This window comes from Nonomuraea sp. NPDC049725 (assembly GCF_040674795.1).
Taxonomy (GTDB): Bacteria; Actinomycetota; Actinomycetes; order Streptosporangiales; family Streptosporangiaceae; genus Nonomuraea; species Nonomuraea ceibae.
This window is the reverse complement of record NZ_JBFANJ010000012.1, coordinates 204,483-230,823: the sequence shown is the minus strand read 5'-3', so window position 1 is coordinate 230,823 and position 26,341 is coordinate 204,483. Positions and strand designations below refer to the sequence as shown.

The 26,341-nt window shown below is 72.2% G+C and carries 28 protein-coding genes; 10 read left to right on the top strand and 18 right to left on the bottom strand.

The window, feature by feature from the left end; genetic code table 11:
• Positions 1-59: 59 nt before the first annotated feature.
• The 4 genes from AB0J53_RS30105 (at position 60) to AB0J53_RS30090 (ending at position 4,705) form a co-directional block, all read left to right on the top strand.
• On the top strand, positions 60-836 hold the full coding sequence (locus AB0J53_RS30105; protein ID WP_308126235.1) for a nuclease-related domain-containing protein: 777 nt from the start codon (positions 60-62) through the stop codon (positions 834-836).
• A 98-nt stretch (positions 837-934) separates the two neighbouring features.
• A complete protein-coding gene (gene ilvD / locus AB0J53_RS30100; protein WP_364178725.1) occupies positions 935-2,773 on the top strand; it encodes a dihydroxy-acid dehydratase in 1,839 nt (612 codons plus the stop codon).
• A gap of 71 nt (positions 2,774-2,844) precedes the next feature.
• Entirely contained in the window at positions 2,845-3,351 is a 507-nt protein-coding gene (locus AB0J53_RS30095; RefSeq protein ID WP_357590159.1) for a WYL domain-containing protein, read from the top strand.
• 478 nt (positions 3,352-3,829) lie between these two features.
• Positions 3,830-4,705: a serine hydrolase gene (locus AB0J53_RS30090; protein WP_364178720.1), complete on the top strand. Its 876-nt coding sequence runs from the start codon at positions 3,830-3,832 to the stop codon at positions 4,703-4,705.
• A gap of 9 nt (positions 4,706-4,714) precedes the next feature.
• Here the strand turns inward: AB0J53_RS30090 and AB0J53_RS30085 are convergent, their stop codons facing one another.
• The 3 genes from AB0J53_RS30085 to AB0J53_RS30075 all read right to left on the bottom strand — a co-directional run bounded on the left by AB0J53_RS30085 (position 4,715) and on the right by AB0J53_RS30075 (position 6,331).
• Positions 4,715-4,924: a zinc ribbon domain-containing protein gene (locus AB0J53_RS30085; RefSeq protein WP_219504038.1), complete on the bottom strand. Its 210-nt coding sequence runs from the start codon at positions 4,922-4,924 to the stop codon at positions 4,715-4,717.
• Between the two features lie 9 nt (positions 4,925-4,933).
• The gene (locus AB0J53_RS30080) at positions 4,934-5,737 is read right to left on the bottom strand and encodes a GNAT family N-acetyltransferase (protein WP_364178717.1); all 804 of its coding nucleotides are present in this window, start codon (positions 5,735-5,737) and stop codon (positions 4,934-4,936) included.
• Positions 5,738-5,824: 87 nt separating this feature from the next.
• A complete protein-coding gene (locus AB0J53_RS30075; RefSeq protein ID WP_219504114.1) occupies positions 5,825-6,331 on the bottom strand; it encodes an HNH endonuclease in 507 nt (168 codons plus the stop codon).
• 292 nt (positions 6,332-6,623) lie between these two features.
• On the opposite strand from AB0J53_RS30075, the gene AB0J53_RS30070 reads away from it, so the two are divergent.
• Positions 6,624-8,678 carry a prolyl oligopeptidase family serine peptidase gene (locus AB0J53_RS30070; protein WP_357590151.1) on the top strand — a complete coding sequence of 685 codons (2,055 nt, stop codon included), beginning with the start codon at positions 6,624-6,626 and terminating at the stop codon, positions 8,676-8,678.
• Between the two features lie 18 nt (positions 8,679-8,696).
• Here AB0J53_RS30070 and AB0J53_RS30065 read toward each other — a convergent pair whose 3' ends face one another.
• From AB0J53_RS30065 to purU, 9 genes are all read right to left on the bottom strand, one after another.
• Positions 8,697-9,488 carry a polyphosphate polymerase domain-containing protein gene (locus AB0J53_RS30065; protein ID WP_364178811.1) on the bottom strand — a complete coding sequence of 264 codons (792 nt, stop codon included), beginning with the start codon at positions 9,486-9,488 and terminating at the stop codon, positions 8,697-8,699.
• Complete coding sequence (locus AB0J53_RS30060) at positions 9,485-10,036, bottom strand: DUF4956 domain-containing protein (RefSeq protein ID WP_219504108.1); 552 nt, start codon at positions 10,034-10,036, stop codon at positions 9,485-9,487. Before AB0J53_RS30060 ends, AB0J53_RS30065 begins: the two co-directional genes overlap by 4 nt.
• A 161-nt stretch (positions 10,037-10,197) precedes the next feature.
• Positions 10,198-10,758, bottom strand: a complete 561-nt coding sequence (locus AB0J53_RS30055; protein ID WP_364178714.1) for a class F sortase — start codon at positions 10,756-10,758, stop codon at positions 10,198-10,200.
• A 1-nt stretch (position 10,759) separates the two neighbouring features.
• Complete coding sequence (locus tag AB0J53_RS30050; RefSeq protein ID WP_364178712.1) at positions 10,760-11,200, bottom strand: hypothetical protein; 441 nt, start codon at positions 11,198-11,200, stop codon at positions 10,760-10,762.
• Positions 11,201-11,287: 87 nt separating this feature from the next.
• Positions 11,288-11,950 (bottom strand): response regulator transcription factor, encoded by a 663-nt coding sequence (locus AB0J53_RS30045; RefSeq protein WP_219504024.1) that lies wholly within the window; start codon positions 11,948-11,950, stop codon positions 11,288-11,290.
• Complete coding sequence (locus tag AB0J53_RS30040) at positions 11,947-13,347, bottom strand: HAMP domain-containing sensor histidine kinase (protein WP_364178709.1); 1,401 nt, start codon at positions 13,345-13,347, stop codon at positions 11,947-11,949. Before AB0J53_RS30040 ends, AB0J53_RS30045 begins: the two co-directional genes overlap by 4 nt.
• A gap of 12 nt (positions 13,348-13,359) precedes the next feature.
• A complete protein-coding gene (locus tag AB0J53_RS30035) occupies positions 13,360-13,758 on the bottom strand; it encodes a hypothetical protein (RefSeq protein ID WP_364178706.1) in 399 nt (132 codons plus the stop codon).
• Positions 13,759-13,818: 60 nt separating this feature from the next.
• Positions 13,819-14,682 carry an SDR family oxidoreductase gene (locus tag AB0J53_RS30030; protein WP_219504016.1) on the bottom strand — a complete coding sequence of 288 codons (864 nt, stop codon included), beginning with the start codon at positions 14,680-14,682 and terminating at the stop codon, positions 13,819-13,821.
• Positions 14,683-14,717: 35 nt separating this feature from the next.
• Positions 14,718-15,569 carry a formyltetrahydrofolate deformylase gene (gene purU / locus AB0J53_RS30025; RefSeq protein ID WP_364178703.1) on the bottom strand — a complete coding sequence of 284 codons (852 nt, stop codon included), beginning with the start codon at positions 15,567-15,569 and terminating at the stop codon, positions 14,718-14,720.
• A gap of 95 nt (positions 15,570-15,664) precedes the next feature.
• Here purU and AB0J53_RS30020 point away from each other — a divergent pair, with 95 nt between their 5' ends.
• From AB0J53_RS30020 to AB0J53_RS30010, 3 genes are read left to right on the top strand one after another with little or no spacing between them, the layout of a single operon-like run.
• The gene (locus AB0J53_RS30020) at positions 15,665-16,609 is read left to right on the top strand and encodes an inorganic phosphate transporter (RefSeq protein WP_364178700.1); all 945 of its coding nucleotides are present in this window, start codon (positions 15,665-15,667) and stop codon (positions 16,607-16,609) included.
• Positions 16,606-17,238 carry a DUF47 family protein gene (locus tag AB0J53_RS30015; RefSeq protein WP_219504010.1) on the top strand — a complete coding sequence of 211 codons (633 nt, stop codon included), beginning with the start codon at positions 16,606-16,608 and terminating at the stop codon, positions 17,236-17,238. Before AB0J53_RS30020 ends, AB0J53_RS30015 begins: the two co-directional genes overlap by 4 nt.
• 4 nt (positions 17,239-17,242) lie before the next feature.
• On the top strand, positions 17,243-17,689 hold the full coding sequence (locus AB0J53_RS30010; RefSeq protein WP_364178697.1) for an NUDIX domain-containing protein: 447 nt from the start codon (positions 17,243-17,245) through the stop codon (positions 17,687-17,689).
• Here the strand turns inward: AB0J53_RS30010 and AB0J53_RS30005 are convergent.
• From AB0J53_RS30005 to AB0J53_RS29980, 6 genes are all read right to left on the bottom strand, one after another.
• A complete protein-coding gene (locus AB0J53_RS30005; protein WP_364178694.1) occupies positions 17,671-18,453 on the bottom strand; it encodes a hypothetical protein in 783 nt (260 codons plus the stop codon). The genes AB0J53_RS30010 and AB0J53_RS30005 overlap by 19 nt on opposite strands.
• Before the next feature lie 30 nt (positions 18,454-18,483).
• Entirely contained in the window at positions 18,484-18,936 is a 453-nt protein-coding gene (locus AB0J53_RS30000) for a hypothetical protein (RefSeq protein ID WP_364178691.1), read from the bottom strand.
• A gap of 12 nt (positions 18,937-18,948) precedes the next feature.
• Positions 18,949-20,652 carry a tetratricopeptide repeat protein gene (locus AB0J53_RS29995; protein WP_364178688.1) on the bottom strand — a complete coding sequence of 568 codons (1,704 nt, stop codon included), beginning with the start codon at positions 20,650-20,652 and terminating at the stop codon, positions 18,949-18,951.
• A gap of 192 nt (positions 20,653-20,844) precedes the next feature.
• Positions 20,845-22,065 carry a DMT family transporter gene (locus AB0J53_RS29990; RefSeq protein WP_364178685.1) on the bottom strand — a complete coding sequence of 407 codons (1,221 nt, stop codon included), beginning with the start codon at positions 22,063-22,065 and terminating at the stop codon, positions 20,845-20,847.
• Positions 22,066-22,328: 263 nt separating this feature from the next.
• Entirely contained in the window at positions 22,329-22,814 is a 486-nt protein-coding gene (locus AB0J53_RS29985) for a GNAT family N-acetyltransferase (RefSeq protein WP_357590138.1), read from the bottom strand.
• Positions 22,811-24,376 carry an XRE family transcriptional regulator gene (locus AB0J53_RS29980; protein ID WP_219503991.1) on the bottom strand — a complete coding sequence of 522 codons (1,566 nt, stop codon included), beginning with the start codon at positions 24,374-24,376 and terminating at the stop codon, positions 22,811-22,813. Before AB0J53_RS29980 ends, AB0J53_RS29985 begins: the two co-directional genes overlap by 4 nt.
• Before the next feature lie 313 nt (positions 24,377-24,689).
• On the opposite strand from AB0J53_RS29980, the gene AB0J53_RS29975 reads away from it, so the two are divergent.
• Together AB0J53_RS29975 and AB0J53_RS29970 are read left to right on the top strand one after the other, a co-directional pair.
• A complete protein-coding gene (locus AB0J53_RS29975) occupies positions 24,690-24,938 on the top strand; it encodes a hypothetical protein (protein WP_308125713.1) in 249 nt (82 codons plus the stop codon).
• Positions 24,939-25,418: 480 nt separating this feature from the next.
• Positions 25,419-26,333, top strand: a complete 915-nt coding sequence (locus AB0J53_RS29970) for a mechanosensitive ion channel family protein (RefSeq protein WP_219503983.1) — start codon at positions 25,419-25,421, stop codon at positions 26,331-26,333.
• The last annotated feature ends 8 nt before the right edge of the window (positions 26,334-26,341 follow it).

The window sequence follows — 26,341 nt, the reverse complement described above, 5'->3', positions numbered from 1 at the left end:
TGAGTTGCGTGGACTCCGACCCTCAGCGTGAAGACGGTCACAACACCTCTCCCATCTGGGTGAGCGACAGACCCGAAAGCGAGCAGACCGCCGCCGCCAAACCTTCGGCGCCCACCTCCACGTTCGCGCCGGTCGAGCGCGCGTCCGTGCGCAGCCTGCTGCAGCAGCCGAGGTTCCGCCGGCTGCGCAACAGGGCGCTGGTGGCGCTCGCGGTCGGCGTCGTCGTGGGCTTCCTGGTGAGCGACTGGCGCGCGGGCGCGACCGCGGCCGTGGTCGCGGCGATCCTGGAGACGGTCTACCGGGCCCGCTCCAACTCGACGGTGCCGGCGTGGCGGCGGTCCTCCGTGGCCGAGCGCCGCACGGAGGCCCAGCTGCGCAAGCTGGAGCGCGGCGGCTACCGCACGCTCCACGCCAGGGCGATCCCGGGCAGCGAGGCGCAGATCGACCACCTCGTGGTCGGCCCCACGGGCGTCTACGCGGTCGACTCGGAGAAGTGGGACAAGCGCCTTCCCGTACGGGTCCAGATGGGCAAGAAGCTCTTCCACGGCCCGTTCGACATGAAGCCCCGCATCACCGAGGCCAAGTGGGAGGCCGCCCAGGCCAGCGAGCTGATCAGCAAGTCCTACGGCCGGGAGGTCTCGGTCACGCCGTCGCTGGCGATCTACGGCCCGCCCGTGCCCTGGAAGATCATGACGATCCGCGGCGTCGACGTCTACGAGGGCGGCCGCGCCCGCAGGTGGATCACCAAGCGGGAGCGCGCGCTGACCGACACGGAGATCGACCGGATCTACGAGATCGCCGAGCAGGTGCTGCCTCCGCGCTACGGCGAGGGCTGACACTCCACCCGTCGCTGGTGTCCGCGCTGTGGACAACCGTCTCAGCTACCGAGCGGTTGGCCGTACCATGTGTAGACGCTAGCGATGGGAGAACGCCGATGCCCGCCCTCAGGTCACGTACAGTCACCCACGGCAGGAACATGGCCGGTGCCCGGGCCCTGCTCCGGGCGACCGGCGTAGCCGGGAGCGACCTCGGGAAACCGATCATCGCGGTGGCCAACAGCTTCACCCAGTTCGTCCCCGGTCACGTGCACCTGCGCGACGTGGGTGACGTGGTGTCCGCGGCGATCCGCGAGGCGGGGGCCATCCCGCGCGAGTTCAACACCATCGCCGTCGACGACGGCATCGCGATGGGCCACGGCGGCATGCTCTACTCGCTGCCGTCGCGCGAGCTGATCGCCGACGCCGTCGAGTACATGGTCAACGCCCACTGCGCCGACGCGCTGATCTGCGTCTCCAACTGCGACAAGATCACGCCGGGCATGCTGCTGGCCGCCTTCCGGCTCAACATCCCCACGGTCTTCGTCTCCGGCGGGCCGATGGAGGCGGGCAAGACGCCCGGCCGCAAGCTCGACCTCATCGACCCGATGATCGCCGCCGCCGACGAGTCGGTGTCCGACGCCGAGCTGCTGGAGCTGGAGGAGAACGCCTGCCCCACCTGCGGCTCGTGCTCCGGCATGTTCACCGCCAACTCCATGAACTGCCTGGCCGAGGCGATGGGCCTGGCCCTGCCCGGCAACGGCACGATCCTGGCCACGCACAAGCGCCGCAAGCAGCTGTTCGAGGACGCTGGCCGCACGCTCGTGGAGATCACCCGGCGCTACTACGAGGACGACGACGAGTCGGTGCTGCCGCGCTCGATCGCCACCCGCGACGCCTTCGAGAACGCGATGGCGCTCGACGTGGCGATGGGCGGCTCCACCAACACGATCCTGCACATCCTGGCCGCCGCCCGCGAGGCCGAGGTCGACTTCGGCCTCAAGGAGATCAACGAGATCTCGCAGCGCGTGCCGTGCCTGTGCAAGGTCGCCCCGGCGACGAACAAGTACCACATCGAGGACGTCCACCGGGCCGGCGGCATCCCCGCCATCCTCGGCGAGCTCGACCGCGCCGGGCTGCTCCACCGCGACGTGCCCACGGTCAACGGCGGCACCCTCGGCGAGACGCTCGCCGCCTGGGACCCGGCCTCCCCGACCGTGCTGCCCGAGGCCGTCGAGCTGTGGCACGCCGCGCCGGGCAACGTCCGCACCGTCAAGCCCTACTCGCAGGACAACCGCTGGGACGACCTCGACCTGGACCGCGCCGCCGGATGCGTGCGCGACCTGGAGCACGCCTACACCGCCGACGGCGGCCTGGCCGTCCTCTACGGCAACATCTCGCGCGACGGCGCCGTCGTGAAGACCGCCGGGGTCGACGAGTCGATCTGGAAGTTCAGCGGGCCCGCGGTCGTGTTCGAGTCGCAGGAGGACGCCGTCGACGGCATCCTCGGCGGCCGCGTCAAGGAGGGCGACGTGGTGGTCATCCGCTACGAGGGCCCCAAGGGCGGGCCCGGCATGCAGGAGATGCTCTACCCGACCTCGTTCCTCAAGGGCAAGGGCCTGGGCAAGGCGTGCGCGCTCGTCACCGACGGCCGCTTCTCCGGCGGCACCTCGGGCCTGTCCATCGGCCACGCCTCCCCCGAGGCCGCCGAGGGCGGCGCGATCGCGCTCGTCGAGGACGGCGACCTGATCGACATCGACATCCCGGCCCGCAAGCTGGAGCTGCGCGTCCCCGAGGCCGAGCTGGCCGCCCGCCGCGAACGGCTGCTCGCCGACCTCGGCGGCTACCGGCCGCGCGAGCGCCAGCGTCCGGTCAGCGCCGCCCTCCAGGCGTACGCGGCCATGACCACGTCCGCCTCCACCGGCGCGTCCCGCGACCTGTCGCAGCTCTCCCGCTGACCTCGTCAACCTGTACGGCGATGCCGTACAGGTTTTCGAAAACTGTCGGTGGCGTTACCTATTCTTGGGGTATGGCTACAGTCGTGAAGCCCCAGACCCGCCCGCTGACGACCGCCGAGATCGCCGCCCTCGCCCTGTCCCTCGCACACCTGGGATCGGGCCCCCAGGCCGTCACCGCCAGGCGCGGCCTCCAGCACGCCTTCGACCATCTGGACCTCGACGACGCCGTCATCGCGACCACGCTCGCGACCCTCACCGACCCGCTCCCCGTCGACGTCGCCTCCCGCGCCCGGCTCATCGCCGACGCCATCACCAGCCGGATGATGGTCCGCCTCCACTACCGCGACGCCTCCGGCACCGTCACCAGCCGCGACGTCGAGCCCGTCACCTGCCTGGTGCACCGCGAACACTGGTACCTCGTCGGCGTCTGCCGGATGCGCCGGGGCATCAGGGCGTTCCGCTTCGACCGCATCATCGCCGTCGAGCCCACCCTGACCCCCTCCCGCCCCCACCTCGCCGACCGCTTCCTCCCCTTCCAGCGCCGCAAGCGCCCCAGGCCCACCCAGATCCCGGCCTAACGGCCCTGTCTTGGGCTGCGGCGCCCCCGCCTCAGGCGCGCCGCAGCCTTTCAGCCGTGACGCCTGGCCGGGGTAGCCGTGGCTGAGCCCCTAAGGATGGGCCCCTGGGACGACCCCTTCCTCCCGGAGCCTCCCGCCGTCCGCGCCACCCGGCCTGGGGCGCGGGCCGCGAAGGCGGTGCCCTCCCAGGGGAGCGGCCCTGCCCCGGAACTGGCCCTGGCGCGCGGCCCCTCCGTACGGCCCCCCGTGCGGCCCCTGCGCGTAGCTCCGACTCGCGGGCTCCTCCGGAGGCGGCCGCCAGCCCCTCCCGTATGCGCCGCCCCGCCCGAGGCTCGGGCTCCCTCTCGGGCGGTCGTCCGGGCCGGGCGCTCGTGGGGTGGGGCCCGTCGAGGGAGGGGCCCGGTGCGGGGGAAACGTGGGGGTGGCTTGACCGTTGGGGACCCCGGGGGTTGGCATCGGGGGTGGCAGGCTCGCGTGCATGCGCGCTCGGGGGCTCTCGCTGATAGGCGTCCTGCTGGTCGTCGTGTCCGGTTGCGCCCAGGGGCGGGCCGGGGCGCCGCGTCCCGTCGCGCAGGGGGTGGTGGCCCAACAGGTCCCCCGGGTGGTGGTGGCCGAGGAGGCGTTGCCGGCGCGGGAGCGGGAGCGGCTGGATCGGGCGCTCGGCCGGTACGTGGCGGGCCGGCCGGGCCGGGTGGCGGTGGCGGTGTTCGACCGGACGGCGAACGTGCGGTACGCGTTCCGGGACCGGGAGCCGTTCATGCTGGCCAGCGTGGCGAAGGTGGACATCCTGCTGGCGTTGCTGCTGCGGCGGCAGCGTGAGCGTCGCGGGCTCGACGCGTACGAGCGGACGCTGGCCTCGCGCATGATCCGCTACAGCGACAACGACTGCGCGCACGAGCTGTATCTGACGATCGGCGGGCGGCGGGGCCTGGCCCGGATGCTGCACGCGCAGGGGGTGCGGCACACGACGCCGGGCGCGGGCCTGTACTGGGGGGCGACGTTGAGCCGGGCGTCGGATCAGGTGCGGGTGCTGGAGCGGCTGACCGATCCGGCGGGACCGGTGTCGGCGGCGAACCGGCGGTACGCGCTGGGGCTGATGTCGTCGGTGGAGCCGTCGCAGGCGTGGGGGGTGAGCGCGGCGGGCAAGCGGGTGGCGTTGAAGAACGGCTGGCTGCCCGCCGACGCGCACGACGGCCTGTGGACGGTCAACAGCGTGGGGCGGCTCGTGGTGCACGGGCACGAGGTGCTGGTGGCCGTGCTGTCGGAGCGCAGCCCCACGATGGAGACGGGGGTGGCGACGGTGGAGCATGTCGCCGAGCTGGCCGTGGGGGCGGTCACGGCGTCGGCGCTGTGACCGTGGGGGCTACCCGCAGCAGCCGCCTCCGCAGCAGCCGCCGCCTCCGCCGGTGGGGCGGGGGGTGGCGGCGGAGCCGGTCATGGCGACGGTGGACAGCAGCTTGACCGTGTCGGCGTGGCCGTCCGGGCAGGTGGCCGGGTCGTCGGCGGCCGACATGGGGCGGGACAGCTCGAACGTGGAGCCGCAGGCGCGGCAGCGGTAGTCGTATCGCGGCATGCCACCAGGTTAAGCCTGGAAGGTCACCTGGGCGTAGTCGGAGACGGGTTGGAAGCCGATCGAGCGGTAGATCGCGTTGCTGGTGGGGTTGGCCAGGTCGGTGAACAGGACGACCTGGTCGCAGCGTTCGGCGAGGCCGGTGCGGCTGGCGAAGGCGGTGACGGCGGCGCCGTACCCTCGTCTGCGCCGGGACGGCGGGGTGTAGACGGGGCCGATGCGGCAGACGCCGCCGGCGGCTGGTGAGAGCGCGGCGAGCGAGACGGGGGCGCCGTCGTCCTCCCAGAGGAACAGTTCGCGGGCGGCGAGCCGCCGGGCGGTGTGGGTGACGAGGTCCTCGCCGGCGTTGAGCCGCACCTCGGCGAAGAACGCCTGGGTCCAGGCGATGAGGACGGGCAGGTCGGCGCCGGTGGCGAGGCGACCGGCGCCGGGCACGTCGGGGGTGGTGAGGGCGCCGAGCCGGTAGAGGCGTTCGGCGAGCACGTCGCCGGTGCGGCCGAGGGCGCGGGCTACGGCCCGGGTGAGTTCGAGGGGGCCGACGACTTCGGGGATGTCGCCGCCAAGCGCCTCGACCAGCGGGGGGACGGCTTCGGCGGGCATGAGGCCGAGGCAGACGGGCCGGGGCGGGGTGCGGAAGGCCGCACCCCGCACCTGCCCGCCGTCGGTCCACCAGCCGAAGCGGGCGCCGTCGGCGGGCATGCCCTGCCTCAGGTCGGCGAGCACGGTGAGGAGCACCGTGTTGCCGACCGGGTCGGTCAGCAGGAACGGCTCGGCCTCGCGGGCGTAGGCCTCGACGTCGGTCGTGATGGTCCACATGCGTGCATGGTGCCAGGGCGCAGGGCAAGCCGTCAGTGCAGGCCGTCAGTGCAGGGCGTCAGGGCGGGGCGAGGGCACGTAGGGGGCTCATGCCGCCGCTTCCAGGTAGGGCGCCCATTGGGGGTCGCCGACGAGCGAGGCGCCGATGAGCCTCCAGTGGGCGCCCCGTGGCACCGCCGGGGCGACGCGGAGCGTCCACCCCAGTTCCTCCAGGAACTTGTCGGCCTTGCGGTGGTTGCACTGCGAGCACGAGGCGACGCAGTTCTCCCACGAGTGGGGTCCTCCCCTGGACCTGGGGATGACGTGGTCGATGGTCTCGGCCCGCTGCCCGCAGTAGGCGCAGCGGTAGTCGTCGCGCCGCATGAGGGCGGCCCTGGTCAGCGGGATCCGGGACCGGTAGGGGATGCGGACGTATCGTCTGAGCCTGATCACCGAGGGCACGTCGAGCGTGCAGGTCGCGGAGCGCAGCACGGCGCCGCGGCCGTCGCGGTGCACGACGTCGGCCTTCTCCCGCAGCACGAGCACGATGGCGCGGTGCAGCGAGAGCGTGGTCAGGGGCTCGTAGGTGGCGTTCAGCAGCAGAACCTGGCGCATCATCGGGCCTCTCCCCGCTGCGCGCGAACCAGAGGAGACATGCCGTGGCATGTCCCGGCTATTCGCCCCTCCTGGGGCTTGGACGTTACCGTCACGTGGACCTCCGCCGGACGGTCCAGCGGATGGACACCACGGCACCGTCCTGTCAGCAGTCTGGCGTTTCCCGCGTGGTCCCCGCCACCCCTTAACCTCCAGCCGGAATGACCAGAGGGACGCACGGTACGTTTTATGCCCGCATCACCTGGGCTTTACGCCATCCCCGGAGCGTTCGCCGTTGCCGTAGGGTTCGAGCATGACGCGAGAGCCCTATCCAGCCGCCCCCCGCGAGGAGACCGTCGATCTGGTCCACGGCACGCCGGTGCCCGACCCGTACCGCTGGCTGGAGGATCCGGACAGCCCGGAGACGGAGAGATGGCTGCTCGCGCAGGCTGAGCTGTTCAAGCGGGAGGCGGAGCCGCAGCGGTTCAAGGAGCGCATCGGGGAGCTGCTGCGTTCGGGGTCGGTGGGCACGCCGGCGTGGCGGGGAGAGCGCCGTTTCTTCAGCCGCCGCACGCCGGACCAGGAGCACGCCGTCTACTACGTGGCCGACGGCGACGGCGCGGAGCGGGCGCTGGTCGACCCGATGGCGCTGGACCCGACGGGGCTGACGACGCTCGACACGGTGCAGCCGGACAAGGAGGGCCGCCTGCTGGCCTACCAGATCTCGGTGGGCGGCACCGAGGAGTCGGTCCTGTACGTGCTGGACGTGGCGACAGGCGAGCGCGTCGAGGGGCCGATCGACCGGTGCCGCTATTCACCGGTGGCGTGGCTGCCGGGCGGCGAGGCCTACTACTACGTGCGCCGGCTGCCCGCCACGGAGGTGCCGGAGAACGAGCGGCAGTTCCACCGCCGCGTCTACCTGCACCGGGTGGGCACGTCCACCGAGGACGACGTGCTGATCTTCGGCGACGGCATGAAGATGACCAACTACTACGGCGTCTCGGTGTCGCGTGACGGCCGCTGGCTGCAGGTGTCGGCCAGCGAGGGCACGGCGCCGCGCAACGACCTGTGGGTGGCCGACCTGACGCTCTCGCCGCCGGAGCGGCCGGAGCTGCGCGTGGTCCAGGAGGGCGTCGACGCGCAGACGGGGCTGGTGTTCGGCCGCGACGGCCGGCTGTACGTGCACACCGACCGTGACGCGCCGCGTGCCCGGGTGTGCGTCGCCGATCCGGCCGAGCCGGGGTTCGAGGGCTGGCGCGACCTGATCCCGCAGGACCCGGAGGCGGTGCTGGCGGACTTCGCGATCCTCGACGACCTGGAGCGCCCGGTCATGCTGGTGAGCTGGACGCGCCACGCGATCAGTGAGATCACCGTGCACGACCTGGAGACGGGCGAGCGGCTGGGCGAGGTGCCGACGCCGGGCCTGGGCACGATCGGCGGCCTGGCCGAGCGGCCGGAGGGCGGCCACGAGGCGTGGTTCGGCTACACCGACAACACCACGCCGCCGTCGATCCAGCGCTACGACGCCCGCACGGGCGAGACGACGCTGTGGGCGGCCTCGCCGGGCGCTGTCGAGGTGCCGCCGGTCCGCACCGAGCAGGTGGTCTACCGGTCGCAGGACGGCACCGACGTGCGCATGCTGGTGATCTCGCCGGTGTCCGGCTCGGGTCCGCGCCCGACCATCCTGTACGGCTACGGCGGCTTCGGGCTGTCGATGACGCCTGGTTACTCGGCTTCGATCCTGGCCTGGGTGGAGGCGGGCGGCGTCTACGCCATCGCCCAGCTGCGTGGCGGCGGCGAGGAGGGCGAGGACTGGCACCGGGCGGGCATGCTCGGCAACAAGCAGAACGTGTTCGACGACTTCCACGCGGCGGCCGAGCACCTGATCGCAACCGGGGTGACCACGGCCGACCGGCTCGGCATCTCGGGCGGCTCCAACGGCGGCCTGCTGGTGGGGGCCGCGCTGACGCAGCGTCCTGAGCTGTACGCGGCGGCCGTCTGCTCGGCGCCGCTGCTCGACATGGTGCGGTACGAGCGCTTCGGCCTCGGCGCGACGTGGAACGTGGAGTACGGGTCCGCCGAGGACCCCGAGCAGTTCCGCTGGCTGCTGGCCTACTCGCCCTACCATCACGTCGTGGAGTCGGTGAACTATCCGGCGACGCTGTTCACGGTCTTCCAGTCCGACACGCGTGTGCATCCCCTTCACGCGTGGAAGATGTGCGCGGCGTTGCAGCACGCGTCCACGGGTGACCGGCCGATCCTGCTGCGCAACGAGACCGAGGTGGGTCACGGCGCCCGCTCGATCAGCCGCAGCGTCGACCTGTCGGCCGACACGCTCACGTTCCTGGCCAAGCACCTGCGCCTCTAGCCGGGACGCCCAGGCCCGCTACCGTCCCTGACGGGCGGGCTGCCTGGGGAAGTAGTGGCGCAGCACCGGGTGCCACGGGTTGGCGGTGACGCCGTGCAGCGCCGCCACGCCCAGGCAGTACTTGCTGACGCTGACCGGCCGCACGCCCAGGCGGCGCAGGATGCGGTCGGCCGCCGCGTCGCCGCCCGCCGACTTGGACTCCAGCAGCACCCGGTCGTGCCGGGTGGCCAGGGCGCGCCGCCCGTCGCCGCAGACCAGGCCGGTGTCGCAGGTGAGCCGGGCCGAGCCGGAGCGGTCGACCAGCGTCACCCGGCGGTAGTCGGTGGACAGCACCGGCCCGAGCGACTCCGGCCTGGCCAGCCGCAGCCCGCCCGCCAGCGTGTCGGCGACGTAGTCGAGCGCCTCCTGGGTGAGCGCGTCGGACGGGCCCGTGTCGTACGGGATGCGGTGCTTGTCGGTGCTGCCCGAGGCGCCCTTGAGCTTGACCTCCAGCCACCGGCCGCCGCCGTCCAGGTACGTGCGCGTACGGATCTTGTAGCGGAGGCGGCGGTCCTGCCGGTGCTGGCGGTAGGTGAGCAGGTCGGGGGTGTCGAAGTAGGTCGAGGTGTAGCGGAACTGGCGCCGCCCGCCGATCCGCAGCACCGCGAACCGGTCGCCGAGCTCGGCCGCGAGCCGGGCCATCGTGGCGGCGCTCACCAGATACTTGCGGTCCACCCGGGACATCAGCCGGGAGGTCGCCAGGACCTCCTCCAGCGTGACCGGCGGCAGCCCCGCGGCCACCCCGGCGAGCACGATCCCCGCGTCCGTCATCGCCACGCCCCCGCCTTCGTCTCGCGCGGCTGCGGCACCTGGTAGCGCACGTCGACCACGGACACGTCCCTCACGTAGTCCACCTGGGTGACGGAGCACTGCAGCACCTGGGCGCCGAGCCGGCTCTCCAGGTCGGCGCGGAGCAGGGCCGGGTCGGAGTGCACGACGTCCAGCGTCACCACCTGGTGGCGGGTGCGGCCCAGCAGTCTGGGGTGGTCGGCCACGTACATGACGGTCAGCAGCACCACGTCCAGGAAGAGCGCGGTCAGCGGCCAGGTCGCGGCGATGGCGTTCACCAGGCCGAGCGCGATCGCCACGAAGTAGTAGGCGATCTCCTCCTGGGTGATCTCGTCCGAGCGGAGCCGGATGATCGCCAGCACGCCGAACAGGCCGAACCCGACCGCCAGGTCCACCCGCTGCACGAGCAGCAGGGACACCACGGCGAAGATGCCGACGTTCAGCGCCACGTAGGCGAACAGCAGGTCGCGCCGGTGATGCCGGCGGAAGTACAGGCCGTAGGCGAGCGTGATGATCGCCGCCAGGTCCATCGCGAACCCGAGAATCGTGGTCGCCCGCAAGGTGTTTCCTCCGTCTTTCTGAGCTGTCGGTGAACAGCCTGGCGAGCGGCGGTGAAGCGTCAGTGAGGCGATGGTGAGGGTGTTCTCATGCGGGTGCCGCCGGGGGGCTGCCCCGGCGGCACGGCGGATGTCTAGGACGCGAAGACGATCACGTTGTCGCGGTAGCTGCGGCGCTCGCGGTCGAACGCGCCGCCGCAGGTGATCAGGCGGAGCTCGGCGCCCCTGACCGGTCCGTACACCTTCCCTTCGGGGATGCGGTTCTTCGGGTAGCGGGCCTGGCCGGTGACCGTGAACGTCACCGTGGTGCCGTCGGCCCGGTCGACGTGCACGCGGGCGCCCCGCCTGAGCTCGCGCAGCCGGTAGAAGACGGCGGGGCCGGTGCGGGAGTCGACGTGGCCGGCGAGCACGGCCACGCCCTTCTCCCCCGGCTCGGGCCCGGCCCGGTGCCAGCCCGCCCGGTCGAACCGCTCGGGCGCCATCAGCCGGCCCTTGGCGTCGAGCCGCAGCGGGACGACCGGGGTGGTGACGCCGATGGCCGGGATGCGTAACCGGACCGGGTTCGCCGCGTCCGCCACGGCGACCACCGGACCGGCCTGTGGGAGTGTCGTGCCCGCCGCACCGGCCGGCGAGGCGGCGGCCGTCACGGCGATGACGCCCGCGGCGAGTGCGGCCCGCGTCCCTCGCGCCGCCACCTCAGCTCCCGCCCAGCTTCCGGGACGCCAGGTACGCGCCGCCCAGCAGGAGGCTGATGCCGCCCAGGGCCAGCAGGACGGTCGTGACGTCGGAGCCGTCGGCGCTCTGCGCGGACACGGGCTGCTGGTCGATCGACCAGGTGGCGTCGCCCTCGACGGCCGCCGTGCCGCCCTGCCCGGTCTCGACCCCGCCACGCGGCCGGTCGTCGTCATCGTCGTCGTCGCGGACCGTGCCGCCCTGGCCGGTGTCGACGCCGCCACGGGGGCGGCTGCCGTCGTCATCGTCGTCGTCAGCGCCGTCGTCGTCAGCGCCGTCGTCGTCAGCGGCGACGTACGCGGTGCTCGCGGCAAGCGCGTGGGGAGCGGCGAGCGACATGCCCGCGATGCCCAGCCCGGACACGATCGCGATGGCGAGCATCAGCCGCCGTAGTGCCAGTACCATCGGTGCCTCCTGTGGAGCCGTTCCTGTGGACGTCTCCACCTTCCGGCGCGCCGGTTGGCCCACCGTGAGCACCACATGAGAGACCTGTCACGAAGCCCGCAGCCGGTAGCCGGTGCCCCGGACGGTCTCGATCCGGTCGGCGCCGATCTTGCGCCGCAGGTAGCGCACGTACACGTCGACCACGTTCGAGCCGGGGTCGAAGTCGAACCCCCACACGTGGCTCAGCAGCTGCTCGCGCGTCAGCACCTGGTCGGGGTGGCGGCAGAACACCTCCGCGAGCGCGAACTCGCGCGTGGACAGGTCCACCGACCGCTCCCCCACGTACGCCCGCCGGGTCCGCAGGTCGAGCGCCAGGTCGGAGACGCGCAGCACGGTCACCTCGGGCGCCCGGTCGGCGCGCAGCCGCAGCCGGACCCGCGCCAGCAGCTCCTCGAACGCGAACGGCTTGGCGATGTAGTCGTCGGCCCCGCCCTCCAGCCCGGCGACGGTGTCGGTGACGCTGTCGCGGGCGGTCAGGATGATGACGGGGATGGCGACCTTGGCCTCGCGCAGCCGCCGCAGCACGGTGAACCCGTCGCTGAGCGGCAGCCCGATGTCGAGGATGAGCAGGTCGAACGCGCCGCTGCTGGCGACGTCGTAGGCCGCGACGCCGTCTTCGACGACGGCGGTGACGAAACCGTTGCCGCGCAGCCCCTTCTCCAGGAAGGAGGCGATCCTGGCCTCGTCCTCGGCGATCAGAATGCGGTTCACAGCATCTCCCGGAGCGGAATGGTCATGACGAAACACGCCCCGCCGCCGGGGGCGTCCACCACTTTGACGGTGCCTCCGTGCGCCTCGGCGATGGTGGTGACGATGGCCAGGCCGAGCCCGGCGCCGTCGTGCCCGCCGGTGCGGCCGGAGCCGCGCATGAACCGGCGGAAGATGCGCTCGCGGTCGGCGGGCGGCACGCCGGGCCCGCTGTCGCGTACCCACAGCTCCACCGAGGAGCCGCGGACGGCCGAGCCGACGGCGATGAGGTCGCCGTCGCCGGTGTGGCGGACGGCGTTGGCGACGAGCTGCATCAGGGCCTGGGTGAGCCGCTGCCGGTCGGCGGGCATGCGGGCCTCGGCCACCTCGTCGACGCGCCAGCGCCGCTCGCCGAGCGCGCGGGCCTTGGCGACGACGCTGACGGTGAGGTCGGCGAGCTCGACCTCGTCGATGTCGAGGAAGCCGGGCTGTTCGGCCTTGGCGAGGGTGAGCAGGTCGTCGACCATGCGGTTCATGCGGTCGAGCTCGTCGGTGACCAGGGCGAGCGTCTCGGCCCGGTCGGCCGGGTCGTCGCCCATGAGCTCCAGGTGGCCGCGGATGACGGTGATCGGGGTGCGCAGCTCGTGCCCGGCGTCGTCGACGAAGTGGCGTTGCACGGCGAACGCCTGCTCCAGCCGGTCGAGCATGTGGTTGAAGGTCGCGGCGAGCGCGGCCACGTCGTCGTTGCCGGGCACGTCGAGCCGCCGGGTCAGGTCGGAGGAGTCGCTGATCTGCTCGGCGGTCTGGCGCACCAGCCGGACGGGGGCGAGCACCCGGCCGGCGACGAACCAGCCGGCGGTGCCGGCCAGCGCGAGCGCGCCCAGCGCGGTCAGCGACAGCACCCGGATGGCGTCCATGGTGTCGTCGCGGTGCTGGTCGTAGAAGAGCGCGATGACGAAGTGGCCCTGGCGCGGGTCGCCGGCCACGGTGACGGGGATGACCGCGTACCAGACGGCGCCCGCGGCGCTCTCCCACCTGCCGTCGACCGGCTCCGTCGCGGTGGCCAGCTTGGCGACGAGCGCGGCGTCGTTGTCGAGCGGGGCGGGCGGGGTGACGCCGCTGACCTTGTCGGGGGCGCCGTCGACGATGCTGAAGAACGTCTCCCACCGGTCGGGCGGGTTGTAGGCGAGGTAGCCGGACATCAGCTTGGCCACGTCGTCGACCGGCCGCCCGGTCTGCGGGTCGAGCGCGGTGACGGCGTAGCGGCGCAGCTTCTCGGCCTCGTTGCTGAGCTCGGACTCCATCCGGCCGTCGAGCCGGTTGAGCAGGATGGTCCAGGTGGCGAAGATGGAGACGAACAGGGCCAGGCCGACGACCGCGAGCATCCAGCCCACGATCCGGCCCCTGGCGGTCACGCGCATGCCGGAGCCTGATCAGTCGTCGTCATCGCCGCCGTCGTCATCGTCATCGTCGTCGCCCCCTGGTCTGGGTGACGGCGGTCTGACCGGTTCGGCCTTGGTCTTGCGCTTGGACGGCGAGGCCGCCGGCTCGGGCGTTCCGGCGGGGGTCCCCTCCGGCGTGGCCTCCGGGGTGGTCTCCCGGGTGGCCTCCGGCGTGGCCTCTGGCGTGCTTTCCGGCGTGGTTTCCGGGGCCGGCTCCGGCGCCGCGGTCCGCTCCGGGGTGGCGGCGCCCTCCGAGCCGGCGCTGCGTGACACGACGACGGGACCGCCCAGCTCCGGCCCGCTGCCCGCGGCCAGCGTGAACCCGTACACCATGAACCCGGCCAGGACCACGCCGGCCACGATCATGACCAGGGGTGCTCGACGTTTCATGGCACCGAGCATGCCGTCTTCCGAGGAGACGAGTCTGAGGCTCTGATGAGAAAACTCTCATCAGCCGGGCAGCGTCTCCCCTCCGATCGGCGCCAGGATCTCGCCGGTGTAGTACGAGGAGAGCCGTTCGGCGGCGAAGAAGACGTACGAGGGCGCGATCTCGTCGGGGTCGGCCGCCCGCTTCATCGGCACCTGCTTGCCGAACTCGTCGACCTTCTCCGGCGGGAACGTGGCGGGGATGAGCGGGGTCCAGACCGGGCCGGGAGCCACGGCGTTGACCCGGATGCCGCGTTCGACCAGGTTCTGGGCCATCGAGTAGGTGAAGGCGTTGATCGCCCCCTTCGTGGCGGCGTAGTCGATGAGCGTCTTGTTGCCGCGCAGCCCGTTGATGGAGGAGGTGTTGATGATGGCGGCGCCCTCGCGCAGGTGCGGCAGGGCGGCCTTGGTCACCCGGTAGTAGCTGTGGATGTTGACGGCGAACGTGTGCTCCCACTGCTCGTCGGTCAGCTCGTCGAGCGAGTCGACCGGGGCCTGGTAGGCGACGTTGTTGACGACGATGTCCAGGCCGCCGAGCTCGGAGACGGCCCGTTCGACGGCTTGCAGGCAGTTGTCGCGGTCGGCGAGGTCGCCGGGGATGAGCACGCAGCGCCGCCCGGCCTCCTCGACGAGCTTCCTGGTGTGGTTGGCGTCCTCGTGCTCGCTCAGATAGGCGATGGCCACGTCGGCGCCCTCCTTGGCGAAGGCGACGCAGACCGCCCGGCCGATGCCGGAGTCGCCTCCGGTCACCAGCGCGCGCTTGCCGTCGAGCAGGCCGCGGCCGGTGTAGCCGCGCATCTCGTCGCGCGGCTCGGGCGCCATCTGCCCGGTGTGTCCGGGGTAGGGCTGGTCCTGGGCCGGCGGCGTGGAGTTCGGTTGTTCTGGCATGCCGTCGCCGTGCCCCCTCCGGCGGCCGGTTAACGTCAGCGGGGGAAGACGACGGTCTTGTGTCCGTCAAGAAGAACCCGCTGCTCGGCGTGCCATTTCACGGCTCTGGCCAGGGCCGTGCACTCCACGTCGCGGCCGATGGCGGCCAGGTCCTCGGGCGAGTGGCTGTGGTTGACCCTGGCCACCTCCTGCTCGATGATCGGCCCCTCGTCGAGGTCGGAGGTGACGTAGTGGGCGGTGGCGCCGATGAGCTTGACGCCGCGCCCGTGGGCCTGGTGGTAGGGCCTTGCGCCCTTGAACGACGGCAGGAACGAGTGGTGGATGTTGATCGCCCGCCCGGCGAGCTTGGCGCACAGGTCCTCCGACAGCACCTGCATGTAGCGGGCCAGCACGACCAGGTCGATCCGGTAGTGCTCGACCAGCGCCAGCACCTCGGCCTCCTGCCTGGGCTTGGTGTCGGGGGTGACGGGCAGGTGGTGGTAGTCGATGCCGTGCGACTGGGTGAGCGGGCGCAGGTCGGGGTGGTTGGAGACGACGGCGGCGATCTCGATGTCGAGGCTGCCGGAGCGCACCCGGTAGAGCAGGTCGTTGAGGCAGTGGTCGAACTTGCTGACCATGATGAGCACGCGCGGCCTGGTGGCCGTGTCGCGGAGCTGGACCTGCATGCCGAACTCCGGCGCCAGCGCGGCGAACGCGGCGCGCACCTCGTCGCCGGGCAGCGTGGCGGTGAACTGCACACGCATGAAGAAGCGCGCCTGCTCCCGGTCGCCGAACTGCTGGCTCTCGGTGATGTTGCAGCCGTGCCGCGCCAGGAGGCCGGCGACGGCGGCCACCACCCCGGGGCGGTCCGGGCAGGACAGCGTGAGGACGTATTCGGCAGCGTTCATGGTGGTCAGAGCCTACCGGCCGGGCGGGTGCGCTGATCCACCCGATCTTGGGTAGGTATTAGGACATTACGGACGTTTCTTGCCAGGGGGTGTGTGTGCCGCTCGACGCGGTGGTGCTGGTCGCGATCGCGGGCCTGTTCGCCGTCGTGACCGGGATGAACGACGGCGGGGCGCTGCTGGCCACCGGCCTCAAGCTGCCCACGGTCCGGCCCGTCACGGGCATCCTCACGCTCGTCGTGCTCGTCGCGCTCGTCCCGCTCGTCACGCACCAGGTGGCGCTGACGTTCGTGACGCGGCTGGCCACCTTCGACGGCCCCGGCGGCCGGATCGCCACCATCATCGCCGTGGTCAGCGCGCTGACCGTGGTGCTCGTGCTCAGCGCCAAGGGCCGGCCGACCAGCCTCACGCTGGCCGTCGTCGGCGGCCTCACCGGGGCCGGGCTCGGCTGGGGGCTGCCGGTCTCGGGCGGGTCCGTCGCGCTCGTGCTCGCCTTCGGCCTGGCCGCCCCCGTCGTCGGCGGGCTGCTGGCCTGGGCGATGACCGTGCTGCTGCTCAAGCTCACCACCGCGCGCGGCCTGTGGAACTGGCACCGGGCCGGCTTCCTGCTCCAGACCGTCGCGTACGCGGCCAACGACGGGCAGAAGATGCTCGCCGTCTTCATGATCGCGCTCGGCTTCTCCGGCACGCCGCTGCCGTACACGTCGCTGGTGGCCGTCCTGTTCGGCCTCGGCGCCCTGTACGGCCTGCCCAAGGCGGGCCGCACGCTCAGCCGGGAGATCATCGCCTTCCGCCCGCTGCACGGGGTGTCGGCGGAGCTGTCGGCCGGGGCCGCGGTGCTGGGCTGCTCGGCCCTCGGCATGCCGGTGAGCATGACCCAGGCCATCGCCGGCGGGCTGATCGGCGCCGGAGTCAACCACGGCGGCGGCCGGGTCCGCTGGTACGCCGCCGTCAAGATCGTGACCGCGTGGCTGCTGACGCTGCCGGCCAGCGCGGCGCTCGCGGCACTGGCGGCGTACGCGGGGAAGGGAGTTGCGGGGTGAGGCGGCTGCGCCGGATCCGGGACCTGCTGGCCGGGCGGATGGACAGCGCGCTGTCCGAAGCGCTGCTCGGCCAGCTGGCGGCGACCAAGGAGGGCGCCTGGCTGGCCATGGCGATGATCGGCGGCGAGGTGGGCAGGACGGGCGCGCACGAGCAGATGCGCTCGATCGAGCACCTGGGCGACGAGGAGCGCCGCCGCCTGGTCGAGGAGCTCAAGTCGGCCCTGGTCACGCCCATCGACCGGGAGGACCTGTTCCGGCTGTCACGCTCGATCGACGACGTGCTCGACTCGCTGCGCGACTTCGTCCGCGAGTCGCACCTGTACCAGGTGAAGGACCAGATCCGCTTCACGCCCCTGCTCGACCAGGTCATCGTCGGCATCGACGCGCTGGAGAACGCGGTGCGCGACCTGGTCTCCAGCCCGTCGGCCGTGGTGCAGGACGCGCTGGAGGCCAAGAAGACGGGCAGCGCGATCCGGCGCATGTACCAGTACGAGATCTCGCGCATCTTCTCCGGCGAGCTGACGGCCGAGGCGATGAAGGAGCGCGAGCTCGTCCGCCGCCTGGAGATCGTCGGCATCGCGATCAGCGAGGCCGCCGATGCCATAGCGGACGGAGCCATGAAACGCTGACCGGATGGAGCTCACCAGCGACCGCCCCGCCGCCCGGGTCGTCTGCCTCGACCGCGACGGCCGGGTGCTGCTCATGCACTGGTACGACAAGGTCAGCGGCCAGGACGTGTGGGAGCCGCCGGGCGGCGGGCTCGACCCGGGCGAGACGCCACTGGAGGCGGCCAGGCGGGAGCTGACCGAGGAGACCGGGCTGCCGGGCTCGGCCGTGCTGGACCGGCACGTCGCGGTCGAGCGCGACTTCACCTGGCTGGGTGTGCGCTACGTCAAGACCGAGGCGTTCTTCCTGGCGCGCTTCGACGCCGCCCGGCCGCCGGTCCAGCCGCGCGATCTCACCCCGGAGGAGCGCGAGGCCTATCTCGGCCACCTGTGGGCCCGGGAGCTGCCCGAGCGGGTCGACCCGCCCACGCTGGCCGCGGTGGTCGCCGAGCTGGGTCAGGGCGTGTCGCGGTAGCCCAGCTCGGCCAGCGTCTCGGCCATCAGGGCGCGCAGCAGCGGCCCCGCTATCCGCTCGTGCTCGCCCTCGACCGGCTGCCCCTCGGCCGCCCTGGCGTGGTAGGTCTCGCGCTCGTGCGCGTCGGTGTAGGGCTGGGCGGTGAGCGCGACCACGACCGTGGCCCGGGTGCCGCCGCTGGGCAGCACGGCGACCGCGTGGGTGCGCAGGCACGTCTCGTCCGGCTCGCCGAACCAGCCGCACTTGACCCCGGCCTCCGGCGCCTCCAGCACCTCGCGCGCGCCGAACGCCTGCGAGCCCTCCACCCGGCGCATCCACTCCAGCACGTCGCCCGCGACCGGGTCGCCGGCCAGCGCCGCCTGGGCGAGCGCGGCGTAGGCGGTGGCGACCTCCTCGGCGGCCACCTCGACGGAGCCGAACCGCGACGGGTCGCCGTTGTGCATCGACCAGGCGACGCCGGTGCGCTGGTAGATGTCGTCGAGGATGACCAGCGGCCCGACGGCGAGCCACAGGCTGCGGGTGTCGGCGTTGGACGAGACCACCACGGCAGGCTCGGCGTGGCGGCGCCAGCGCTCGGCGTCGGGGATGCGCCCGGCCGTCACCCAGGCGTACAGCGGCTTGAGCAGCGAGGCGCAGCGCAGCCGGTGCGGCCCCGACCTGACGGCGACGGTGCGCGCGGGCGGGCCGCCGTGGCCCCGGCTGATGCCGGCCGCCTGGGCGCCGGCTCCTCGTTGCAGATCACGTAGCAGCGCGTTGAAGCCCACCCGCCCACCGTAACCGGATTCCGGCGGCATTCAGAGTGGCGCGCGGAGCCAGATCGCCATCAGGGCGAGCGGCACCAGCGCCAGCACCCCGAACGCGGTCAGCCGCCGCCACCGGGCGGCCAGGCCGGGCGTGGTGGCGAACCCGGCGGCGCCGCCCGCGACCGCGAACGCCGCCGCCGCGGTGACGGCCTGCGGCCAGGAGGCGGTCCACGACGGCAGCGCCTCGCCGGCGAGCCGGAGAACCGCGAGCGTCCAGGCGGCCCGCACCGCCACCCGGCGGCCGTGCGCGACCCCCACGCGGCCCAGCACCCAGGCGGCCCCCGCCAGGAACGCCGCGGTGATGAGGACGAGCGCGGCGACGCTGGGAGCCAGGCACGGCCAGTCGCCGCAGGACATCCCCCTCCGGGCGAGCCGGATCGTGGCCCACCAGAGGAGCCCGAGTGCCGCGTACACCCCTGCGGATCGCCCGGTTCGTCCTGCCATGCGGCCATGATGTCACCGGGAGGCGCGCTCGTCGTCCGCCTCGGCCTCGGCCGTGCGGCCCAGCGCCCGCAGCGCGACGGCGCGGTTGGCGTACAGGTCGGGCTGCGGCTCCAGCGTGATCGCCTGGGTCAGGTCCGCGACCGCGCCCGCGAGGTCGCCCGCCTCGTAGCGGAGCACGCCCCGGTTGCCCCACGCGGCGGCCAGCCCGGGGGCCAGGCCGATGGCCGCGTCGAGCGCCCGCCTGGCCTCCGGCAGGCGCCCGGCGGCGGTCTCGAGCTGGCCGAGCACCGTGAGCAGGTGCGGGCTGTCCGGCTTCAGCGCCAGCCCGGCCGTGACGTCGGCCCTGGCCTCGTCGTCGCGTTCGAGCGCGGCCAGCAGCCCGGCGCGGTTGACGTAGGCGTCCACGAAGGACGGGTCGAGCTCGACGACCCGGCCCAGGTCGGCCAGCGCCCCCTCCACGTCACCGGCGGCGATGCGCAGCTCCGCCCGGTTGTAGTGCGCCTCCGGCAGCGGCGGCCCCACCCGCAGCGCCGTCTCGTAGTCGGCCAGCGCCTCGGCGTCGCGGCCCAGCCTGGCCAGCAGGTTCCCGCGGTCCAGGTAGTGGTCGGGGAACATCGGGTCGATCGCGATCGCGGCGGCGTAGTCCTCCAGCGCCTCCTTGGCCCGGCCCGTCGCCGCCAGCAGTTGCGCCCGGTTGGCCAGCAGCACCATGCGGTGCACCGGATGCCGCTCCCCCAGCTCGCGGGCCAGCTCGATGGCCGACTCGACCAGCGCCAGCGCCCGGTCGGGCCGCCCCTGCCTGAACTCGATCAGCGCCAGCCCGTTACGGTCGAAGCCGAGCTTGAACGCCCGCTGCGCCGGGTCGGGCAGCAGCGTCGAGATGGCGATCGCCTCGTTGATCCAGCCCCGGGCCCGGCCCAGGTCGCGCCGCTCGGGGTCGGGGTCACGGGCGTCCAGCATGGCCAGCCCGTACGCGCTCGCGGCGTGCACGGCCGGGTCATGACTGGCGCGGCGGGCCTGCTCCCACAGCTCCCGCGCCTCCTCCCGCCGCCCGAGCCCGCCGAGCGCCGTCGCGGCCCGCTGCGCGAACCGCCACCACTGCTCGCCGCCCGGCTCGCACAGCGTCAGCCCGCGCCCGGCCAGCTCGGCCACCGCGTGCAGGAACCCCTCGTGCACGCACCGGTCCACGAGGGTCCACAGCTCGGCGGCGTCACGGGTGTCGGGAGGCGGTTCGGGGCCGCCGGAGTAGAGGGTGATGGCCAGCGTGGCGGGCGGCACGCGGCGCATCAGCACGCCGATCAGCTCGACGTCGGTGGGATCGGCCTGGTCGCCGTTGCAGACGGCCAGGTCGTGGCCGGGCGGCACGGCCGTACGGACGAACTCGGCGATCCCGTTGGCCAGCCGGAGCGTGCGGCGGGGGGCGGGCACCAGGATGCGCTCGTCCTCGGGCAGGCCCGCGTCGACGGTCACCCGCCGGGCGGGCACCAGGCGCCGCAGCTCGGGCGCGACGGCGCGGATCTCGATGTCGTGGCGGGCCACCAGGTCGGCGGACCGTTCCAAAACGGCCGGGACCAGGTGGGCCAGCAGCGCTGCTCCCACGGTGTAAGGACCGCGCGGCCGCCGATGCCCGTCGATCATCGGCATCAGCGGCCGCGCCTCTCGCGTGCGGGCGGACGGACCGCCCACGACCTCGAGGTGGGACCTTTCCTCGATCACCCCTTGTGAATGACGCTGGAGGTCCCACCCAACCGCGCGGTACCGGGCTTGCGGACGGCGATGCGTTTCATGGTGCACCTCTCCACTGGGGGTAATTCTATTATTCGGACACTCCACCGATTATCAAGATTAACGATGAATAAGTGAGGGCATAATAGCCAGTTGTGCTCTTAGTTTTGTGGTGATTTGTGCCTATTGGGGGCGAAACCAGCCGGGCAAAGGCCGAGAAGATCCCCTTTCTTCGGATTCCGCCATCAGCTCGCACAGGCATCGGCCCAGCAAGGTCACCGATTGGCAGCAGCCGGGAGGCGAAAGATTCTTGGAACGCACGATCAAAGTCGCGCGTTCGATCAGCCGCTCCAGGCTCGGCTCGCGCACGCCCTTGAGCGAATGCTCGGTCCGCGGACATTGCCCGATGCTCGCGCACGAGCGCTTGACGAGCACCGGGGCGACCTCGCCCGACAGGTTCAGCGGGTCGCCGCGCCTGACCTTGAGCTCGCCCAGCACCCGCGAGGCCCGCCGCGACACCACGAGCAGGCGGCGGCGCTCGGCGTCGGTCTCGTCGACCGCGCCGGACGACGGCACCGCGAGCAGCATCGAGACCGCCATCAGCCCGCCGCCCACCACCATGCTCCAGCCGAGCGCCTCGTCGAACCAGATCACGGCGATCGCCGCCACCCAGAACGGCTGCGACGACATCAGCACCGCACTGGGCACCGCGGGCACGTGCGCCTGGCCGTACGAGCGAGCCAGGAAGCCCAGCGCGCAGGAGATGACCGACAGGTGCGCGAGCACCGCCCAGTCGGGCACGGACGCCGGCAGCGAGACCCCGTCGCGCACCGCCAGCACGCCCGTCAGCGCCCCGATGGAGCCGAGCTGGATGACGGTCAGCGCGTAGGCGTTGAAGCCCTCGCCCTTCCTCGACAGCCGCGCCAGCATCAGCGTGTGGCCCGAGTAGAGCGCCGCGGCCGAGAGCGTCACGCCGAGCGCCAGCATCTCGACAGGGTGGTCCTCCGAGTTGCGCAGCAGCGTGAACACGGTCATCCCGGCCAGCGCGAGCCCCACCCCGATCCAGACCCGCACCGGCACCCGGACCCGGAACAGCGCCAGCGCCATCAGCGGCGTGATCACCACGTTGCAGCCGACGGCGAACCCCGACACGGACGCCGACAGGCTGTCCAGCGCGACGGCCTGCGCCGCCTGCCCGACCCCGAACATGACCCCCAGGACGATCCCGTTGACCCACGTCCCCCGTGACAGCCCGCGCAGGCAGCGGGGCCGGATGAGCAGCAGCGTGACGGCCGCCAGCGAGTAGCGCTCGGCGAGCAGGTCGTCCACCGGTAACCGCTCGATGAGATCCTTCATCAGCGGGAACGCCGACCCCCATGCGGCGCTGACGAACAACAGAAGCACGGCTCCCGTAAGGGGGCGGGGAGCGGGCACGACTGCCATGCCAGGAAGCATGCCACTACGATGTGAAGCCGCCGGAGTACAGGCAGCGTCTGGTGATGTTCCTCTACCACCTGGAGTGAAGACCCTCACTCGAAGGACCGGGCAACCTTATCCTCTGGCTCAGCCGAAACGCCGATTCCCCTCCATATCGCCGCGCCCCTCCGGCACCGTCCGGAGAGGCGGGGAACAAGGCAGGTGGCGCGTCCGGGAGGGGCGGACCGGAGCTACAGCTCGACGGTCGCCGGGACGAGGCGCTTCTCACCGTAGACGACGGTGAGCGGGCCGATCTGGCGGCGGGAGGTCTCACGCCAGCCCTGACGGGCGTACAGGGCCAGGGCGGCCCCCTGGTTGAGCGTGGTGTCGCCGCGCAGGCAGCGGAAGCCGAGCTCGACGGCCCGGGCCTCCAGCGCCGACAGCATGGCGGCGCCGAAACCGCGCCGCTGGTGCGCCGGGTGGACACGGAGCCGGCACACCTCGGCCGTCTCCGTGTCGACCGGCTTGAGGCCGCCCATGGCGACCACGTGCGAGTCGGCCTCGCCGACGAGGAAGTCGCCCCCGCACGCCAGGTAGAGCTCCTGGATGCGGGGGAAGTCGTCGTCGTAGTAGACACCGTCGCCCGGCGTCAGGCCCACCTCGGCGAGGCAGATCTTGTGCAGGGTCTGGATGGTGTCGAGGTCAGACCAGCGGTAGCGGCGTATCCGGAGACTCATGCACCGCCACTCCCTTCCTTGTGGAGCTGGCGGGGCTGCCGCAGCTCCTCCCTGAAGGCCGGCAGGTCCGGGTGGTTGGGGTTCTTGGCGACGATCGCCTGCTCCAGCGCCATCGCCGGCCGCATGATGAAGTCGGTGCGGTATTCGGGCCCGAGCAGCCGCAGCGCCTCCCGGCCGATCCTGATCGCGTCGTCGAGGTCGCCCTCGATGACGCGGCACTGCGCCCGGTCGAACCTGATCAGCGTCTGGTCGAGGATGTGGTCCTGATACTTGTCGAGGGCCTGGTCGAGGACGACCTCGGCCTCCAGGGTCTGGCCGAGCTTGGTGAGCACGTCGCCCTGGTAGAAGTAGAGCTGCTTCTCGGTGTAGCCGAACGCCATGTCCTCCTGGTCGTCGGTCTTCATGTGGGCGAACGCGCTGCGGGCCCGGGCCAGCGCCCGCTTGGCCTGGTCGACGACCTCCTTCTTACTGTCGGTGCCCGACAGCATGGCCAGCGCCCTGGCCTCGACGACCGGCGCCATCGCCTGGGCGACGCAGGGCGTCTGGCCGGCCAGGTCGCGGCTCTTCTTGGCCAGCGTGAGCGCTTCGCGGGCGTCGCCGTAGTAGAGCGGGACGAGCGCTTCGCGGGCGGTCACCCAGGCGCGCAGGGCGCGGTCGCCGGTCTCGTCGGCGGCCGTGCGCCCGGTGCGGAAGAACGAGCGGGCGAGCCGCTGGTCACCGAGGTTTATCATGATCATTCCGCTCAGCCCGGCGAGCTGCGCGGCCATGCGGCACAGGCGCTCCTGGAGGTCGATCGGCTGCCGCCGCGACATCGCGTTGCGCACGGCGCTCAGCTCCAGCAGCACGTCGCACAGCAGCCGGAGCGGAGCCGTGGTCGTGTATTGCCGGCCGAACGCGAGCGTCGCCTCCTCCCACTGGTCGAGCATCGCCGGGGAGACGGTGGCCGACACGAGCGTGTAGTCCATCCGCCGCCGGATGCCTTCACAGGCGCCGAGCACCGGCCCGTCGAGCTTGGCCTCGCTCGGATCGCTGGACAGAAGCTGTAAAAGCGTGCGCCGGAGGATGTTCTCATCCTCTTCGCTGTCGGAGATCCGGTCCGGATGCGCCGAGGGCTTCGGCAGATCCGGCGGCACCGCCAGCGCGGCGCCGTGCCGCCCCTCCAGATCGAGGGCCACCGTGCCCGGCATCCGGTGGTTGTGGCCGCAGATGCACGGCCCGTCGAAGCCGAGCGCGGCCGGCTCCACCCGGTAGACGGTGCACAGGTAGTGCAGGTATTCGGGGCCGGGGCGTTTCAGCCCGCTCTCGTAGGCCGACAGCAGCGTCTCGCCGATGCCCGGCGCCGCCTTGTCGTCACGCTGGAACAACGCCCGGATCTGCTCGATGACGTCGGCCAGCGCGATGCCGCACGCCAGCCGCTGAGCCTTGACCCGGGTCGTGCCGTACTGGGCGCTGCACGCCTCGTAGATCTCTTCAGCGATCTGGGCAGCGGTGCGCCCGACGGCAAGGCCCTTGGCCCTGATCCGCCGTGCCTGCTCCGTTTCCCTGTGCTGTCTGCCGGACATCCCGGCCCCTCTCACGCTGAGTCCTGACCGGCTCACAGCCTAGTCACTCTGAGTAGCGTCTAGGTTGCAGTCCGCCTAACCACGACTATGGACTATTGATGACAGGAAGAAAACGCTCTTCTGAAGCTTACGGTTAAGGATCGTCCTACCGCGGACTGTTTCTTACATCCCCCGGGTGAGAAGGCAACTCCCTGTGAGCAGAGGGCCGCGTTGCGCCGCCCGCCGCCATGAGTCATCTTTGGCGCACCGGTTCCGGAATCACAGGGAGGGACGAAAGGTGGGGGACGACAACTTCGGGCATTTGGAGCGTCTGGTGTCCGAACTCGACGCCCGCGGCTTGCTCGCGCGAGTGGTCAGAACACAGAGTGGACGCGTTTTCGTCCGCGTGATCAATCCGAACGCGACGAGCCTGACCGAGAACGTCACCTGTCGGCCGGCGCAGGCCGCCGACCTGCCGGACTGGTGGTACTGCTGGTCCTGGGGGGAGCGGATGCACACCGTCGACGATCCGGCCGGCGCGGCGACCAAGGTCGCCCGCGTGCTCGCCGCCGTGGGGGAGTGACAGGGCGGTGATCCCGGTGGAGCGCAGCCACCGCGGTTCACCGTCCCCACGGCGGCTCCACGGAGCCGGCGGGGCGGCCGGTGCGGAGGGTCCCCGGCTCCGGGGGCCTCTGGCCACCCCGCCGGCTCCGGCCATCACAGAGAGTAACCAGACCACGTCTCCCGGGCAGTCCCGGGAGACGTCGGGGACCCCCTCCCCGGAAACGGAACGGGACGCGCTTCCGGGTGCGCGTCCCGTCCGAGCCGTCCGTCATCGGAGCGTCAGGCACCGCCCTCCGCGGCCCAGGTGCCCGGCGACCCCGTCTTCCCCGGCGTGATGTGACGGCGGCCGGTTCGGTCGGCGGTATCTTTTGGGGCGAATCGGCCCTATGCCGCCGACCGAACCGCTTCCTAGGAGGGCCCCTCCGTGCTCGTGCTGTCCCCGCCGCCAAAGACTCCGGAATCGACCGGACTGCCCGATTTGGACAAGGTAGGCAGCCAGATGGCGGACATCTGCAACGCGGACACGTTCCTCTGCAAGGCCCTGGTCGGCTGGTTCCAGAACGCGACCTGGGCCCCGTTCGTGGCCAGCGCGATCACGATCGCGCTGATCCTGATCATCGGCTTCGTGATCCGCAACATCGCGCACCGGCTGATCACCAGGGTCGTCAACCGCGCCGCCACCCGCAGCTCGCTGGCCAGCCGCTTCCGGCGCGGGCCCGCGCCCGAGGGCATCGACGCCCTGCTGCACGAGCGCCGCAGGCAGCGCGCCGAGACGATGGGCTCGGTGCTCAAGCACGTCGCCACCATCGTGATCCTCGGCACCACGGTGCTGACCGTGCTCGACCGGCTGACGATCCCCATCGCGCCGCTGCTCACCAGCGTCGGCATCCTCGGCGTGGCCATCGGCTTCGGCGCGCAGGAGCTGGTCAAGGACTTCATCGCCGGCATGTTCATGCTGCTGGAGGACCAGTACGGGGTCGGCGACGTGATCGACGCGGGCGCCGCGGTGGGCACGGTCGAGGCGGTCACCCTGCGCGTGACCCGGCTGCGCGACGCCGACGGCCGGGTCTGGTACGTGCGCAACGGCACCATCACCCGCGTCGGCAACGAGTCGCAGGGCTGGTCGCGCGCCTACATGGACGTCCCGGTCGGCTACGACAGCGACATCACCACCGTCCGGCTGATCCTGGAGCAGGTGGCCGAGGAGATCTGGGCCGACTCCGAGTTCCGCGAGTCGAAGATCGTGGAGCCGCCGGAGGTGTTCGGCGTGGAGCAGCTCTCCGACAGCATGCTGGTGTTCCGCCTGGCGGCCAAGACCCTGCCCGCGCAGCAGGCTCCGGTGGCGCGTGAGCTGAGGGTGCGGGTGAAGGCGGCGCTCGACTCCGCGGGCATCGCCATGGTCCCCAACGCATAGGCTGGAGA